General features: G+C 33.1%; 14 protein-coding genes. 10 read left to right on the top strand and 4 right to left on the bottom strand.

Annotated features, from left to right (window positions below):
• Positions 1–62 precede the first annotated feature (62 nt).
• Together H600_RS0118305 and H600_RS0118300 are read left to right on the top strand one after the other, a co-directional pair.
• Positions 63–914: an N-acetylglucosamine kinase gene (locus H600_RS0118305; RefSeq protein WP_026730155.1), complete on the top strand. Its 852-nt coding sequence runs from the start codon at positions 63–65 to the stop codon at positions 912–914.
• 10 nt (positions 915–924) lie between these two features.
• Positions 925–1,299, top strand: a complete 375-nt coding sequence (locus H600_RS0118300) for a methylglyoxal synthase (RefSeq protein ID WP_026730154.1) — start codon at positions 925–927, stop codon at positions 1,297–1,299.
• Here H600_RS0118300 and H600_RS0118295 read toward each other — a convergent pair.
• Positions 1,280–1,660: a RidA family protein gene (locus H600_RS0118295; protein WP_026730153.1), complete on the bottom strand. Its 381-nt coding sequence runs from the start codon at positions 1,658–1,660 to the stop codon at positions 1,280–1,282. The two genes, H600_RS0118300 and H600_RS0118295, sit on opposite strands and share 20 nt — an antisense overlap.
• Before the next feature lie 127 nt (positions 1,661–1,787).
• Positions 1,788–4,532 (bottom strand): putative LPS assembly protein LptD, encoded by a 2,745-nt coding sequence (locus tag H600_RS0118290; RefSeq protein WP_026730152.1) that lies wholly within the window; start codon positions 4,530–4,532, stop codon positions 1,788–1,790.
• Between the two features lie 82 nt (positions 4,533–4,614).
• Here H600_RS0118290 and H600_RS0118285 point away from each other — a divergent pair, with 82 nt between their 5' ends.
• The 8 genes from H600_RS0118285 (at position 4,615) to H600_RS0118245 (ending at position 12,516) form a co-directional block, all read left to right on the top strand.
• Complete coding sequence (locus tag H600_RS0118285) at positions 4,615–5,742, top strand: N-acetylmuramoyl-L-alanine amidase family protein (protein WP_026730151.1); 1,128 nt, start codon at positions 4,615–4,617, stop codon at positions 5,740–5,742.
• Between the two features lie 50 nt (positions 5,743–5,792).
• Complete coding sequence (locus H600_RS0118280; RefSeq protein WP_026730150.1) at positions 5,793–6,758, top strand: MlaD family protein; 966 nt, start codon at positions 5,793–5,795, stop codon at positions 6,756–6,758.
• A 6-nt stretch (positions 6,759–6,764) separates the two neighbouring features.
• A complete protein-coding gene (locus H600_RS0118275; RefSeq protein WP_026730149.1) occupies positions 6,765–8,102 on the top strand; it encodes a 4Fe-4S dicluster domain-containing protein in 1,338 nt (445 codons plus the stop codon).
• Positions 8,103–8,231: 129 nt separating this feature from the next.
• Positions 8,232–9,023, top strand: coding sequence for a (Fe-S)-binding protein (locus H600_RS0118270; protein ID WP_026730148.1), 792 nt, complete (start codon positions 8,232–8,234; stop codon positions 9,021–9,023).
• Position 9,024: 1 nt separating this feature from the next.
• On the top strand, positions 9,025–9,621 hold the full coding sequence (locus tag H600_RS0118265) for a hypothetical protein (protein WP_026730147.1): 597 nt from the start codon (positions 9,025–9,027) through the stop codon (positions 9,619–9,621).
• Positions 9,622–9,701: 80 nt separating this feature from the next.
• Positions 9,702–10,184 (top strand): hypothetical protein, encoded by a 483-nt coding sequence (locus H600_RS0118260; RefSeq protein WP_026730146.1) that lies wholly within the window; start codon positions 9,702–9,704, stop codon positions 10,182–10,184.
• 748 nt (positions 10,185–10,932) lie between these two features.
• Positions 10,933–12,069, top strand: a complete 1,137-nt coding sequence (bshA, locus tag H600_RS0118250) for an N-acetyl-alpha-D-glucosaminyl L-malate synthase BshA (protein ID WP_026730144.1) — start codon at positions 10,933–10,935, stop codon at positions 12,067–12,069.
• A gap of 24 nt (positions 12,070–12,093) precedes the next feature.
• Positions 12,094–12,516 (top strand): protease complex subunit PrcB family protein, encoded by a 423-nt coding sequence (locus H600_RS0118245; protein WP_026730143.1) that lies wholly within the window; start codon positions 12,094–12,096, stop codon positions 12,514–12,516.
• Positions 12,517–12,679: 163 nt separating this feature from the next.
• On the opposite strand, the gene H600_RS0118240 is transcribed toward H600_RS0118245, so the two are convergent.
• Together H600_RS0118240 and H600_RS0118235 are read right to left on the bottom strand one after the other, a co-directional pair.
• Positions 12,680–13,177, bottom strand: coding sequence for a hypothetical protein (locus H600_RS0118240; RefSeq protein WP_026730142.1), 498 nt, complete (start codon positions 13,175–13,177; stop codon positions 12,680–12,682).
• A 157-nt stretch (positions 13,178–13,334) separates the two neighbouring features.
• Positions 13,335–14,159: a UDP-2,3-diacylglucosamine diphosphatase gene (locus tag H600_RS0118235; protein ID WP_026730141.1), complete on the bottom strand. Its 825-nt coding sequence runs from the start codon at positions 14,157–14,159 to the stop codon at positions 13,335–13,337.
• Positions 14,160–14,280: the final 121 nt, after the last annotated feature.

The following is a 14,280-nucleotide window of genomic DNA, read 5'->3' as shown; positions in this document are numbered from 1 at the left end:
ATGTAAAAAATACACTTTTTATTTAAATGAAGAAAAACTAACTCAAAAAACAAAAAAATAAAATGAAATTAATAGTTGATAGTGGATCTACTAAAGCAGATTGGATTGCGATTGATGATAATGGAAAAGTATTGTTCACCACACAAACTTTAGGGTTGAACCCTGAAATTCTTGATGGTCCAGAAATCATTGAAAGATTAAATGACCGTTTTGATATTTTGCAAAACAAAAAAGAAGCTACACATTTATTCTTTTATGGAGCAGGTTGTGGTACTGACAGAATGAAAAAAGCTTTAAAATTAATCTTTCAGGATTATTTTACAAATGCTATTGTTGATGTTCAGGAAGATACTTATGTTGCTGTTTATGCAACAACTCCAAAAGGTGAAGAAGCTATCGTTTCGATTCTTGGAACTGGCTCTAACTGCAGCTATTTTGATGGAAAAGTATTGCATCAAAAAGTACAGTCATTAGGATATATTGTAATGGATGACTGCAGTGGAAATGTTTTTGGGAAAGAATTGATCAGAAAATACTATTTTAATAAAATGCCTAAAGAATTGGCAGTTGAACTTGAAAAAGAGTATGACGTTGATCCAGATTTTATTAAAAACAAATTGTATAAAGAGCCAAATCCAAATGCTTATTTAGCAACTTATGCAAAGTTTTTAATTAAGCATAAAGATACTGAATTCTGCAGAAAAATCATTTTCAAAGGAATGAAGTCTTTTGTGAAAAACTACATTAAGCAGTTTGACAACTGTAAAGAAGTTCCTGTGCATTTTGTAGGTTCTATTGCATTTTATTTGAAAGATGAATTACAAGAGACATTCGATAAATACGAACTTAAATTAGGAAACGTTTTAAGAAGACCTATTGATGGTTTAATTGCTTATCATGTTGCTAACCAATAGTTCTGGATTTATGGAAATTGCAATTATTGCTCATGATGGTAAAAAAGCAGATTTAATTGATTTTTTGATTAAAAATGCCGATGTCCTTCACAATGAAAAAATTAGATTAATTGGTACCGGAACTACTGGAGGAAAAGCTGAAGCTGCAGGATTTAAGACGCAACGAATGCTTTCTGGCCCGTTAGGAGGTGATGCACAAATCGCAGGGAGAGTTGCAGAAGGAATAACGAAGATGGTTTTCTTTTTCAAAGACCCTTTATCAAGTCATCCCCATGAGGCTGATATTAATATGTTGATTCGTGTTTGTGATGTGCATAATGTGCCGCTGGCAACAAATGAAGCAACGGCACAATTATTATTAAATGCTATTGCACTGCAATTATAGAAATCTCAACATTTACATTTTTTGGCAAACATGCCACTTGAACCGTTTCACGTGCTGGAGCGGTTTTTTCGTTAAAATATGATCCGTAAATTGTGTTAATTGCGCCAAAGTTGTTCATGTCCATGATGAAGATAGATGCTTTTACAACGTTTTCAAATGTCATACCTGCAGCTTCTAAAATAGCAGCGATATTTTCCATTACTTGTTTTGTTTCGTCATTTATGTTATCAGTTACAAGTTCTCCTGAAGCAGGATTGATTGCAATTTGTCCGGAAGCATAAAGTGTGTTTCCTGATAAAACGGCTTGATTGTAAGGTCCTATTGGAGCCGGTGCTTTTTCGGTAAAGATGATTTTTTTCATAATCAATATGTTTTATTAAAAGTATAAGTTTGATTTTTTGCGACAAGCTGTTAGTCATAAACTTTTAAATACTCATAAAGAAAAACTTTTGACTTTATGACTTTCGACTTTACGACTTAAATAATTTTTATCGATTTGAAACGCTTCGTTTGTTCCATTTGATATCGCTAAGCATACCAGATTTAATTCCGATGAAGAAATTCCAGTTAGAATTTGTTCCTAAAGGTTGCCAGTTAAAAGCCATTCTCCAGCTTAATAGATCTCTTTCAAAACGGAATTGAGTAAAGGTAACTCCTTTTTGTACAAAATCGTATCCTGTAGAAACTCCGCCTTTCCATTTGGGTGTTATATCCATATTGGCAGAAATCATAATAGAGTTCCCTGTGATTTTGCTTTCTCTATTTACGTTAGAATAAGTCAATGAGTACGCCATGGTCATATCCCATGGGATTTTTGAATTGAAAAATTCGCTTATAACATCTTCGCCATCATCTTTTTCATTTGCAAATTGACTGTTTCTGCTATCTGTCAAGTCGGTATTAGTACCAAATAAATCGTCATTTCTACCTCCGTTTCGTTGGCTTTGCGAATTGGTTTTTTCTTTATCACCGCCTTTGTTGGAGAATGAGTAATTTAGTGTTACGTTGGCGCTTGTCATTCTAAATAAACTTCCGCCGTTATCGATGTTGTATTTGTCTATTCTTGTTCCCGAGTTGTCAATGGCATAAGGATCTAAGGTGGCGCCAAAGTTGACATTCATTTTGTTGTCAAAAAATTGTGTTCCACCAGATACAAGTACAGGTTGCCATGCTAAAGTCTGCTTTCCGTCAGCGTTGAAATTATAACTCGTGCTGAAGTTTAAGTTGTTTAGTAGCATTATTTTTTTTGGTTCTGTTTTTGTGCTGTCACGATCTCTTACTTTTGCCTCAAAAGTGTTGCTCAATGCAAAACCTACAATGTTTGAATTTTCTTTCCCAGGAGCTCCGTAAACACCGTTTTCAAAGCGTGTGTATTCTGTGGTGATTCGACCCGAGGCATCTACGGCATAGGTGTCATAATATTTTTCAAAACTTGGTGTATATGCATACGTAATAGAGGGGCGCATGACGTGACGAATCGATTGAATTTTTTTATCTGAGCCAAAATTAAAAGTACCATAAATGGTTGTACCTAAATTTGAGCTGAAATTATAAGTTCTAAATGCGTCAAAACCATTTACAGTTTGATCAACAACTTTGCTTTGTTCTTCGTCGTAACTTCTACTGATTGTTTTAGTTACCCAAGTTTCTTGGTAATTTGTTGCCATTCCGGCACTAAAATATTTGAATAATTTAAAGTTCGTACTCAACGGAATTGTATGTTGCATTCCGATTTGCGCATCTTTAAACATTTGCGGTTTAAAAAATAAAGAATCGGTAGTTACAAAACTGTTTTTTCCACTTAAGTTGTATTGCAGGTTGATATTTTTTATAAAACCTTTTTTTATGCCATCTTTTCCAACAAAAGGATAAATACGGTCAATACTTGCCTGCAAAGATGGCAAAGTCATATTGATGACTTCTGTTTGTGTGTTTTGCGAGTGCGTCGCTGTTAATGCTATTCTGGCTTGCGGAATAGTATTGAAAGTTTTGTTATATGAAATCGAAGAACTTAAAGTATTATTCAAATTAGACCCAATGTTGGCTTGGTTGATCGATTGTTTGAAGTACTTACTACTACCCATGTTTACAGATGCTGAAAACGATGAATTTGGGTTTGATTTCGTGTCTTTTGAATGCGACCACTGAATGTTGTAAATATTTTGCTTTGAGTAATCAGGATAACCTCTCTCGCTGCTGATCAGATTCTCGAAACGAATATTCACATTTCCTCGATATTTGTACCTTTCGGCGTACGAAGATTCAAATCGCAATGCGTAACTTCCATTCGTGTAATAATCTGCTAAAACAGTCAAATCATAATTGTCGCTTAAGGCAAAATAATACCCCATATTCTGCAAAGAAAAACCTCTAGTGTTAGAGTCGTTGTAACTTGGTATAATAATACCTGAAACGCTTTTTTCTTGACTCATTGGAAAATAGGCAAATGGCAAAGCCAATGGAGTAGGGACGTCCGCAATTACCATATTTGTTAATCCGGTAACTACTTTTTTTCCGGGAACAAATTTTACTTTATTAGTTTGGAAATAATATTCAGGATTGTCAACATCTGTTGAAGTAGTGAAACGCGCGCCTCTTAAAAAGTAAACAGAATCATTTTCTTTTTTTGTAACTGCAGCTTTGATTTTAAATTCGCCTTGTTCTGTTCTTGAGTTGAATATTAAGGCTTTTTTTGTTTTAAAGTTAAAACGGATCGAATCTGGTTGCACTTCATTTGAGCCTTGCTTGAAATTTGGATATTGTGTCAAAACTCCAGCAGAATCTTTTATTCTTCCCGCATAAACCTCGTCTTTGCCGTAATCCAAAACAATAATTCCAGATTTTAATTCTACATCCTTATAATAAAGTTCGGCTTCATTATATAATGTAAGCTGTTTTTTCTTTTTATCGATTGTAGCATAATCTTTGGCCTTATATCTAACTTTTCCGTCAAGAAAAGTTTTTGTAGGCTTGATGCTGTCTACTTTTATAGTGTCAACTTTAACAGAACTAGTTTGATCCGTTTGTTTTGCGGTGTCAGTTTTGGCAGTAGGAGCTTTATCTGTTTGTTTTACAGTTGGTAACGGTTTTTTTTTGGATTTTATATCTTGCGAATATACATTACCACATCCTAAAGTTAGGAAAAATGATATTAAAACGATATTAAATAAGTTTGTGTGCAAAGGTTTAAATGCTATTTTTGTAAAAGTATGGCTTGTTTTTTGACATGTCAAACTTACATATAATTTTTTGGCAAAAATAATCAATTGTGAAAATTATAGCAGTTGCATTTTATTAAAATTAACTTTTAGATTTATGAATATATTTAACAAAACTAGGCTATTATTTAGTTTTTTTCTAACTATAATTTCGTTTTGTGCTTACAGTCAGGCAAATGTTTTTAAAGTAACTCTTGACGCCGGACATGGCGATCATGACTTTGGAGCTGTTTACAGCGGCCGAATTGAAAAAAATATTGCTTTGGCGATTGTGCTTAAAGTTGGAAAAATATTAGAAGCGGCTCCAAATGTTGATGTCATTTATACTCGTAAAACAGATGTTTTCATTGATTTGGTCGAAAGAGCCAATATTGCCAATAGAGCTAATTCTAATATTTTTGTTTCAATTCACTGTAATGCGAACAAAAATACGGCTGCAGATGGTACAGAGACCTATGTAATGGGTTTGAGTAAAGTTGCATCAAATCTTGAAGCTGCGAAAAAAGAGAACTCGGTAATTACATTAGAAAAAGATTATAAACGTAAATATGAAGGTTATGATCCAAATTCCCCAGAATCAATGATTGGAATGACATTGATGCAAGAAGAATATTTGGATAACAGTATATCATTGGCTACAAAAATCGAGGACAATTTTGATAGACTTGGAAAGAAATTGAGACAAGGTGGTGTGAAACAAGCACCTTTTATGGTACTTCATAAAGCTTATATGCCAAGAGTTTTGGTTGAAACAGGTTTTGTGTCAAATCCTACAGAAGGAAATATTCTGAATTCTGAAGAAGGACAAAATGATATTGCAAAAGCGATAGCAGATGCGATTTTAAGCTATAAAAGCGAATATTTTGGTTCTGGAATACCTGAAATGACAGAGGTGAGACCTGCAAAAGATACTTCGACTCCTAAAAAAACTAAACCAGCTGAACCTACAACGGCAGCAAAAAATGCAGTAAAGGGAACTTTCTACAAAGTGCAGCTTATAGCAAGTATCAAAAAGACTGCTTTAGAGCCTAAAAACTTTAAAGGTTTGAAAAATGTGACTATGCTTTACGAAAATAATATATATAAATATTTCTATCAAGAAACTTCAGATTATGAAGCGGCTAAGAAATATTTGCAAGAAGCTAAGAGTAAAGGATATGGCGCTGCATTTTTGACAGCTACAAAAGATGGAGAAAAAATCAGTATTCAAGACGCTACTAAATAATAGTCACAAGTTCGAATATTTATATTAATTTTGTACAAACACTTAGAATTTTGAAACTAACAAGAGAAATTAAAACGGCTATTTTAGTCATCGCGTCAATTTTATTATTTATTTGGGGCTACAGTTTTTTAAAAGGCAGAGACCTTTTTACAGATTACAAAACATTATTTGTTGAGTATGATAATGTTGAGGATTTAGCACCGTCAGCGCCAGTTACTATAAACGGACTTGCAATTGGTAAAGTAAATAAAATTACAATCAATGAAACAACAGGAAAATTATTAGTTGAACTTCAGCTTAAAACGGATTTTCCAATTTCTAAAACAAGTACAGCAGCTTTGTATTCTCCAAGTTTGATTGGTGGAAAACAAATTAAGATTGTACCAAATCTTGCTGATAAAGATCCAGCAGTTGATGGTCAGACATTGAATGGTGCTGTTGAACTTGGTTTAACAGAATCTTTAGGAGGAAAGCTTGAGCCAATTCAGGCTAAATTAGAAAAAATGCTTGTGAATATTGATAATCTGGTTACAGGATTAAACAATACTTTAGATAAAAACACACAAGAAAATTTGAAGAAAACAATTGCTGAATTAAGTCAGACAATGGAACAATTTCACAAAGCTTCTGGAAGTTTGAATTCAATTTTGGATACTAATAAAGGTCAGATCAATGGCGTAGTGACTAACTTGAATAAAATGTCTGGCAACTTTAGCAAAATTTCTGATTCCTTGAATAAAGCCGATTTAGGAAAAACAGTACGTAATTTAAACCAAACTTTAGCTAAAGTTGATGTTTTAATGACAAACTTAAATTCTGGAAAAGGAACTGCAGGCAAAATATTGAATGATGAAGCTTTATATAATAATTTAGCTAAAACTTCAAAAGAATTAGAATTACTTCTTCAAGACCTTCGTCTTTATCCTACTCGTTATGTAAATGTTTCTCTTTTTGGAAAGAAAAACAAGCCTTACGTAGCACCTACAGAAGAAACAAACTCAACTGATAAAAAATAATTATAAATGAGTTATTTAGATAATATTTTATTTGCCATACTTCTTATAGTTGGTTTTGGTTTTTTTACAGCGAGCGTAAAAAAAATCATCCGCAACATTAATTTGGGAGTTGATGTAGATCGAAAAGACAATCCTAAAGCTCGTTGGAAAAACATGGCATTGATTGCTCTAGGGCAGTCAAAAATGGTGAGACGCCCTGTTGCTGGAATACTTCATATTTTTGTATATGTTGGTTTCATAATTATTAATATCGAATTGCTTGAAATTATTATTGATGGGCTTTTCGGAACACATAGAGTTTTTGCTCCTTATCTAGGAGTAGTTTATGATGTATTGATTGCTTCATTTGAAATCTTGGCGATACTTGTAATTTTTTCAGTTACTGTTTTTTGGCTAAGAAGAAATTTTATCAGATTAAAACGTTTTATACATTCTGATTTGACTGGATTTCCAAAAAGCGATGCAAATTATATTTTGTATTTCGAGACAATTTTGATGATTTTGTTCTTGTTGATGAATGCTTCTGATTTGCATTTGCAGAATGTCCCAGGAGGGTATTCTCATTTTCATAAAGCTGGAAGTTATCCTATTAGTCAATTTATAGCTCCAATTTTTAATGGGACATCAAATGAATTGGTAGGGCTTTTATTCGAAGTGTTTTGGTGGTTGCATATAGCTGGTATTTTGGTTTTTATGAACTATTTATACTTTTCAAAACATTTGCATATTCTTTTGGCTTTTCCAAATACTTATTTTGCAAACTTGAAGCCAGAAGGTCAGTTTGATAATCTAGAATCGGTTACAAAAGAAGTGAAGTTGATGATGGATCCAAATGCTGATCCGTTTGCAGCTGCTCCCGTTGACGAAAATGCTGCTCCAGCAAAATTTGGCGCAAGCGATGTCCAGGATTTGAACTGGGTACAGCTTTTGAATGCTTATACCTGTACAGAATGTGGAAGATGTACTTCATCTTGTCCAGCAAATCAAACAGGAAAAAAATTGTCTCCTCGTAAAATTATGATGGATACAAGAGATCGTTTGACAGAAGTTGGAAAAAATATTGATGCTAATAAAGGTGTTTTTGTTCCAGACAACAAATCACTGTTAAACGATTATATCACGCCAGAAGAATTGTGGGCTTGTACTTCATGCAATGCCTGCGTTGAAGAATGTCCAGTAAATATTAGTCCGCTTTCTATTATTATGGATATGCGTCGTTATTTGGTTATGGAACAAAGTGCTGCTCCAATGTCACTTAATGCAATGATGACTAATATAGAAAACAACGGAGCGCCATGGCAATACAGCCAGCAGGATCGTTTAAATTGGAAAAACGAGAATTAAGATGTTGTTTAAACGGTTAATCGTTTAACCGTTTAATTGATTATAATAAAAATAGTAAGGTTTTTAGTAAGGTTATCATAGGGAGCGATTAACCAAATAAACGATTAACCGATTTAACAAAATAAGAAGATGTCAGAAAGTTTAGTAGTGCCAACAATGGCTGAAATGCTAGCCCAAGGAACACAGCCAGAAGTTTTATTTTGGGTAGGTTGTGCGGGAAGTTTTGATGATAGAGCAAAAAAAATTACCAAAGCATTTGTGCGTATTTTAAATCGTACCAATGTTTCATTTGCAGTTTTAGGTACTGAAGAGAGTTGTACTGGAGATCCTGCAAAACGGGCCGGAAATGAATTTTTGTTTCAAATGCAAGCCATGATGAATATTGAGGTTTTAAATGCATATGAAGCAAAAAAGATTGTTACGGCTTGTCCGCATTGTTTCAATACTTTAAAAAATGAGTATCCTGAATTAGGTGGAAACTATGAAGTGATTCATCATACAGAATTTTTAAAATCATTGATAGATGATGGAAGATTGACTGTTGAAGGAGGTCAGTTTAAGGGTAAAAAAATTACTTTCCATGATCCTTGTTATTTAGGAAGAGCTAATAAAGTATATGAAGCGCCTAGAGATTTAATTCAGAAATTAGATGTTGAATTAGTCGAAATGAAGCGTTCTAAAGCAAACGGATTATGTTGTGGAGCTGGTGGCGCGCAAATGTTTAAAGATGCTGAACCGGGAAATAAAGAAGTGAATGTTTTGCGTACTGAAGATGCTTTAGAAACACAGCCGGATATTATTGCAGCGGGTTGCCCGTTCTGTAATACAATGTTAACGGATGGTATTAAAAACAAAGAAAAGGAAGCTCAGGTTAAAGTATTAGACATAGCTGAATTAATTGCTAATGCTCAAGATTTGTAATATGAAAAAAATATTTTTATTCACTGTTCTTCTTTTAAATGCTGTTGTTTATGCACAAGATGATGTGCTAAAGAAAGTAGCAAGAGAAACATGTGAATGTATAGAAGAAAAAAAAAGCAAATCGGGTGACCTTGCAGGAGATGACTTAACATCTACATTAGGAATATGTATGGTTAAGAGTTATAGCGATCATGTATCAGAGTTTAAGAATAAAGTAGAGTTTAACGATAAGGATGGAATGACTAATTTAGGGAAAGAGGTAGGAATAAAAATGCTTGAATTTTGCCCTAACGTTATTTTGGAGTTAGGAAAACAAGACAAGGGTGATGCTGATGCTGAAGAAGAAGATATTTATGTTTCTGGAGAAGTTATTGATATTAAAATTGAACAATTTGTAACTTTACAAATAAAAGATCAAAAAGGTAGAAATTATACTTTTCTTTTGCTAGATTATTTCGATACAGCGTCTTTGTTAACTAATAATGAGGTTAAGAAAAAGGATAAACTTAATGTAGGCTATACAGAAATTGAGTTGTTCGATACTAAAACAAAAGAATTTAGAGCCTATAAAATTCTTAGAAAATTAGAAAAGTTATAATTGATGTTTTGATTTTGATGATTTCTATAATTATTTGATCAATTGAAATTATAAACTTATAATAAATTAAGCTAAATAAAATGTATATACCTTTTGAAAATTTGCCAGGTGAATCAAGAGTTTGGATTTACCAATCGAACAGAAAATTTTCTGAGGAAGAGTTTTCTGAAATTGAAACTGATTTAAAAGCTTTTGTGGAGCAATGGGCTGCACACGGAACAAGCCTTGAAGCATCATTTTTGCTGAAGTATAACCGCTTTATCATATTAGCGGTAAATCAGGAAGTGCAGGCGGCGACAGGATGTTCAATTGATAGTTCTGTTGAATTTATTCAGAGCTTGGAGAAAAAATACAATGTTGATTTGCTAGACAAGATGAACGTTACTTTTAAGCTTGGAGAACATATTGCACACAAACCGTTAATTGATTTTAAAAAGATGGTTAAAGATAAATCGGTTTCTGAGAACACAATTGTTTTTAATAATCTTGTAAACAATATTGAGGAATTTAATGAATCTTGGGAAGTTCCTGCTGCCGATAGCTGGCATAGCAGATTTTTCTAGGAAGAATTTTTAATATATTTGAAAGGCATTAAACTTAGTTTTGTGCCTTTTTTTTATCTAATTTTTTTAGGTTTGTGTTTAAAGTTTTATGTTATGTTGAAGTTTCTCAGAATGACAATATTGTGTAATTTTAAATAATTAGAAGTTTGATATATGAAGGTCGTTTTAAATTTCTTCAGTGTTTTCTATTTCATCTGGACTTCAATAATGTTAGTATTGATTTTTAGTGGAAAAATAGTTTTTGGACAAGGGATGGGTGATCTGTTCTATTTAATATTATTAATCATTTTGCAGATTATATTTGGGTATATTTTTTTCTTAAATATTAAGAAGAAAGTTACTTTTCCTATAATAATGGCCATTTTGTTAATTGTGTGTGTTTTGTTGTTTACTTTGAAGATGACAGTTTATAGAGGGATAGAATATCCTTGGAATGGTAGTTTGTTTTTTGAATAAATATTTTGAAATGATTTCTTATAAAAACAAAAACTTCTAATCTAGCCCCGATGGTAGCGGCATCCTTTTATGGTGGGGTTCACCATAAAAGATATAGCGGACAGCGGGACGGGACTTTCTTTTGAAAACAGATTTTCTGCTATTGATAAAAAAGGAAAGCAACTTTTCAAGCTGAATTCTAACAGTCTAATACTCTAATACTCTGCTGAATCTAAGATTCACAAAAATCTAACAATCGAAACGGTTAATTAAACGCTATTTTTGAGTATTTTCGTAGTATTAAATTAAATACATGAAAATAGCAATAGTTTGTTATCCGACGTTTGGCGGTAGTGGGGTAGTAGCCACTGAGTTAGGTCTTGAATTAGCCAGACGAGGACACGAAATACATTTTATAACTTATAGTCAACCAGTTAGATTGGCACTTTTAAATCCGAATGTGCATTACCACGAAGTTAATGTTCCGGAATATCCACTTTTTCATTATCAGCCTTACGAATTGGCCTTGTCGAGTAAATTGGTTGATATGGTGAAATTGTACAAAATTGAAGTTTTGCACGTTCATTATGCTATTCCGCACGCTTATGCGGGTTATATGGCGAAGCAAATGCTGAAAAATGAAGGAATTAATCTCCCGATGATTACGACGCTTCACGGGACAGATATTACTTTGGTTGGAAATCATCCTTTTTATAAGCCTGCGGTGACTTTTAGTATTAATAAATCTGATTATGTGACTTCGGTGTCGCAGAGTTTGAAAGATGACACTTTGAAGTTATTTAAAATAAAGAATAAGATTAAGGTGATCCCGAATTTTATCGAATTGGATAAAGTGGTAAAAGATCCTGACGCGCCTTGTCATCGTTATGTTATGGCAAAGGAAAATGAACGTATTATAACGCACATTAGTAACTTTAGAAAGGTTAAACGTATTCCGGATATCATTAAGATTTTCTATAATATCCAGAAGGAAATGCCTGCTAAATTGATGATGGTAGGTGATGGTCCTGAAAAGGAAAAAGCGGAAGTTTTGTGTATGGAATTAGGGATTTACGACAAAGTGATTTTCTTTGGGAACAGTAATGAGATTGATAAAATTTTATGTATGACCGATTTGTTTTTGCTTCCGTCTGAAACTGAAAGTTTTGGTTTGGCAGCTTTAGAGGCAATGGCGTTAGGCGTTCCTGTTATATCAAGTAATTCAGGTGGTTTGCCTGAAGTCAATTTTGACGGTGTTTCGGGTTATTTGAGCAATGTTGGAGATGTCGAAGAAATGGCTACAAATGCAATCAAAATTCTGAAAGATGATGCCACGCTAAAAGAGTTTAAAAAGAATGCGCTGGAAGTGGCTAAGAAATTTGATATTAAAAATATACTCCCAAAATACGAAGCATTGTATCAAAAAGCAATTGACGATTATAAAGAGTAAGATAGAAATCTAATAATTTAATGCATGAAAAAGATAATTTCAGTTTTAGCAGTTTTTGTTTTGATTTCCTGTGGTGCGAAAAAAACTTCTGGCGCAACGGCGCTTTATGAAGTTTTAACTGAACAGTCGAATGGCGGTGGGAATATTAAGTTTTTTGAAATTTTGACAGAACCCAACGAAATTAAAATGCTTGAAAATGATCCGCTTTTGGCTGACAAAATGAAGCAGACTGACATCAGCACTTCAAATTATGTTATTTTAAATATGGGTGAAAAAAACACCAGTGGTTACTCTATTGGTGTGGAGAAAGTGGAGGAAACAGATAAAAATATTATTATCACCGTGAAGGAAAATAGCCCAGCGCCAGATGCAATGGTGATGCAGGTGATTTCATATCCTTACACGGTGGTGAAAATTCATTCTAAAAAAGAGATTATTATTAAATAAATTTTGCGTGGGGCCTTGACTCTGCTCAGCCTGACATTTGACTTTCGAGTTTTTTCTCTTTGTTTGGCTTAGCGGAGTCGAAGCCTTTGATTTAAAAGAATAAAAAAAAACCTGTCGCAATTAAAAGGACAGGTTTTCTTTTACAATTATTTTTTATTTTTATTTAGAATTTGAATTTGATTCCTAAACCAACATCAAATCCGAAGTTGTCATCATCGTAGTATCCTGAACCAATTTCAGGTCTAGCATCTAATGATAAAAGAATTGGCACTTCTTTAAAACCATATTCAATTCCGATATCTCCTGCAGCAAAAACATAAGTTCCGCTGTCGTTATATTTTACATTATTATTGTAATAATCGTGATCCCAAGCAGCGATTCCGCCACCAACACCAGCGTACCAGTTAAAACCTCCGTCTATATTCCAAACCCATTGATAAAGAGCAACACCTTTAATGGCATCAACGTCGCTACTGTTTCTCCAGCCTAAATCAAATTCAAGTCTGTTTTTTTGATTTAATCCTCTTTGATAAGATACTTCCCCTCCAAAACCGTTATTGTCGCCTAAACGCAAACCTAACGCGTTTTTTGCAATGTCTTGAGAATGAGCCGTAAATGCTAAACCTAATAGCATAATGGCAGATAAAATGATTTTTTTCATAAAAATGATTCAATTAATTTAATTCAAATGTATAATTACACCTCATTAGAGAACGTATAACATTTCTGAAAATTGTTATATAATTTACATTTTTATGAATAAAAAGCATTTGTAAGCATTGTAGAGGCTAATTTTGCTGTATTCCTTGATTTTAGATTTATTTTTTCGCCATAATGGAAATCAGCAATTGTGAAGTTAAATTATCTTCCATTTCGAATAAATTTTCTTCTTCAGCGAAATTGCTTTGGACATACGAGTATAATTTCCAGCGTTTTTTGTGGTATTCTAAAGCAGTTAGGTTTTCGACCCAATCACCAGAATTTAGGTATAAAGTTGAGCCATGACGATTTTCTTTAGTAATTATTTTTGGTTCATGAATGTGACCACAAATGACATAATCGTATTTTTTTTCAATGGCCAAATCTGTTGCAGTGGTTTCAAAATCTGAAATAAATTTTACGGCTTTTTTTACACTTGCTTTTATTTTTTTAGAAAAAGAATAAGGTTCGCGACCTAATTTTGACAAGCACCAATTTGCAAAACGATTGGAAAGGATTAAATAATCGTAGCCTAATCCGCCCAATTTTGCAATCCATTTTGAATGTTGAACCGAAGAATCAAAAACGTCGCCATGGAAAATCCAAGCTTTTTTGTCGTCTAATTCCAGAACTACTTTATCAACCAATGAAAAATTTCCCATATTCATATCGGTGAATTTTCGAAGAATTTCATCGTGATTTCCGGTGATATAATACACTTTTGTTCCTTTTGAAGCCATTCCAATAATACGCTGAATTACTCGTAAATGAGCTTTTGGAAAGTAAGATTTTCGAAATTGCCAAGCATCGATAATATCTCCATTTAAAACTAAAGTTTTAGGTTTAATGCTTGATAAGTAGTTGTTTAATTCCTTAGCATGGCTTCCGTAAGTTCCCAAGTGGACATCTGAAATAACGACCAGCTCGACATTTCTTTTTTTCAATTTTTCTTGATTTGAAGTTTAGCAAATAAAAGAAACTCATACTGGATTTATTTTATGAAAAGGTTATCAATTCGGGCTCTATTTTAATAAATTATGATTTTTAAACTGCTTAACCTTTATT

This window comes from Flavobacterium denitrificans DSM 15936 (genome assembly GCF_000425445.1).
GTDB lineage: Bacteria > Bacteroidota > Bacteroidia > Flavobacteriales > Flavobacteriaceae > Flavobacterium > Flavobacterium denitrificans.
Note: the sequence above shows the minus strand (reverse complement) of the source record. Positions and strands in the feature narration are given on the sequence as shown.

What these genes read in the sequence shown, in the direction of transcription:
- H600_RS0118305 (WP_026730155.1), top strand. Translation starts at nt 63, where the DNA reads ATGAAATTAATAGTTGATAGTGGATCTACTAAAGCAGATTGGATTGCG.
- H600_RS0118300 (WP_026730154.1), top strand. Translation starts at nt 925, where the DNA reads ATGGAAATTGCAATTATTGCTCATGATGGTAAAAAAGCAGATTTAATT.
- H600_RS0118295 (WP_026730153.1), bottom strand. Translation starts at nt 1,660, where the DNA reads ATGAAAAAAATCATCTTTACCGAAAAAGCACCGGCTCCAATAGGACCT.
- H600_RS0118285 (WP_026730151.1), top strand. Translation starts at nt 4,615, where the DNA reads ATGAATATATTTAACAAAACTAGGCTATTATTTAGTTTTTTTCTAACT.
- H600_RS0118275 (WP_026730149.1), top strand. Translation starts at nt 6,765, where the DNA reads ATGAGTTATTTAGATAATATTTTATTTGCCATACTTCTTATAGTTGGT.
- H600_RS0118270 (WP_026730148.1), top strand. Translation starts at nt 8,232, where the DNA reads ATGTCAGAAAGTTTAGTAGTGCCAACAATGGCTGAAATGCTAGCCCAA.
- H600_RS0118265 (WP_026730147.1), top strand. Translation starts at nt 9,025, where the DNA reads ATGAAAAAAATATTTTTATTCACTGTTCTTCTTTTAAATGCTGTTGTT.
- H600_RS0118260 (WP_026730146.1), top strand. Translation starts at nt 9,702, where the DNA reads ATGTATATACCTTTTGAAAATTTGCCAGGTGAATCAAGAGTTTGGATT.
- bshA (WP_026730144.1), top strand. Translation starts at nt 10,933, where the DNA reads ATGAAAATAGCAATAGTTTGTTATCCGACGTTTGGCGGTAGTGGGGTA.
- H600_RS0118245 (WP_026730143.1), top strand. Translation starts at nt 12,094, where the DNA reads ATGAAAAAGATAATTTCAGTTTTAGCAGTTTTTGTTTTGATTTCCTGT.
- H600_RS0118240 (WP_026730142.1), bottom strand. Translation starts at nt 13,177, where the DNA reads ATGAAAAAAATCATTTTATCTGCCATTATGCTATTAGGTTTAGCATTT.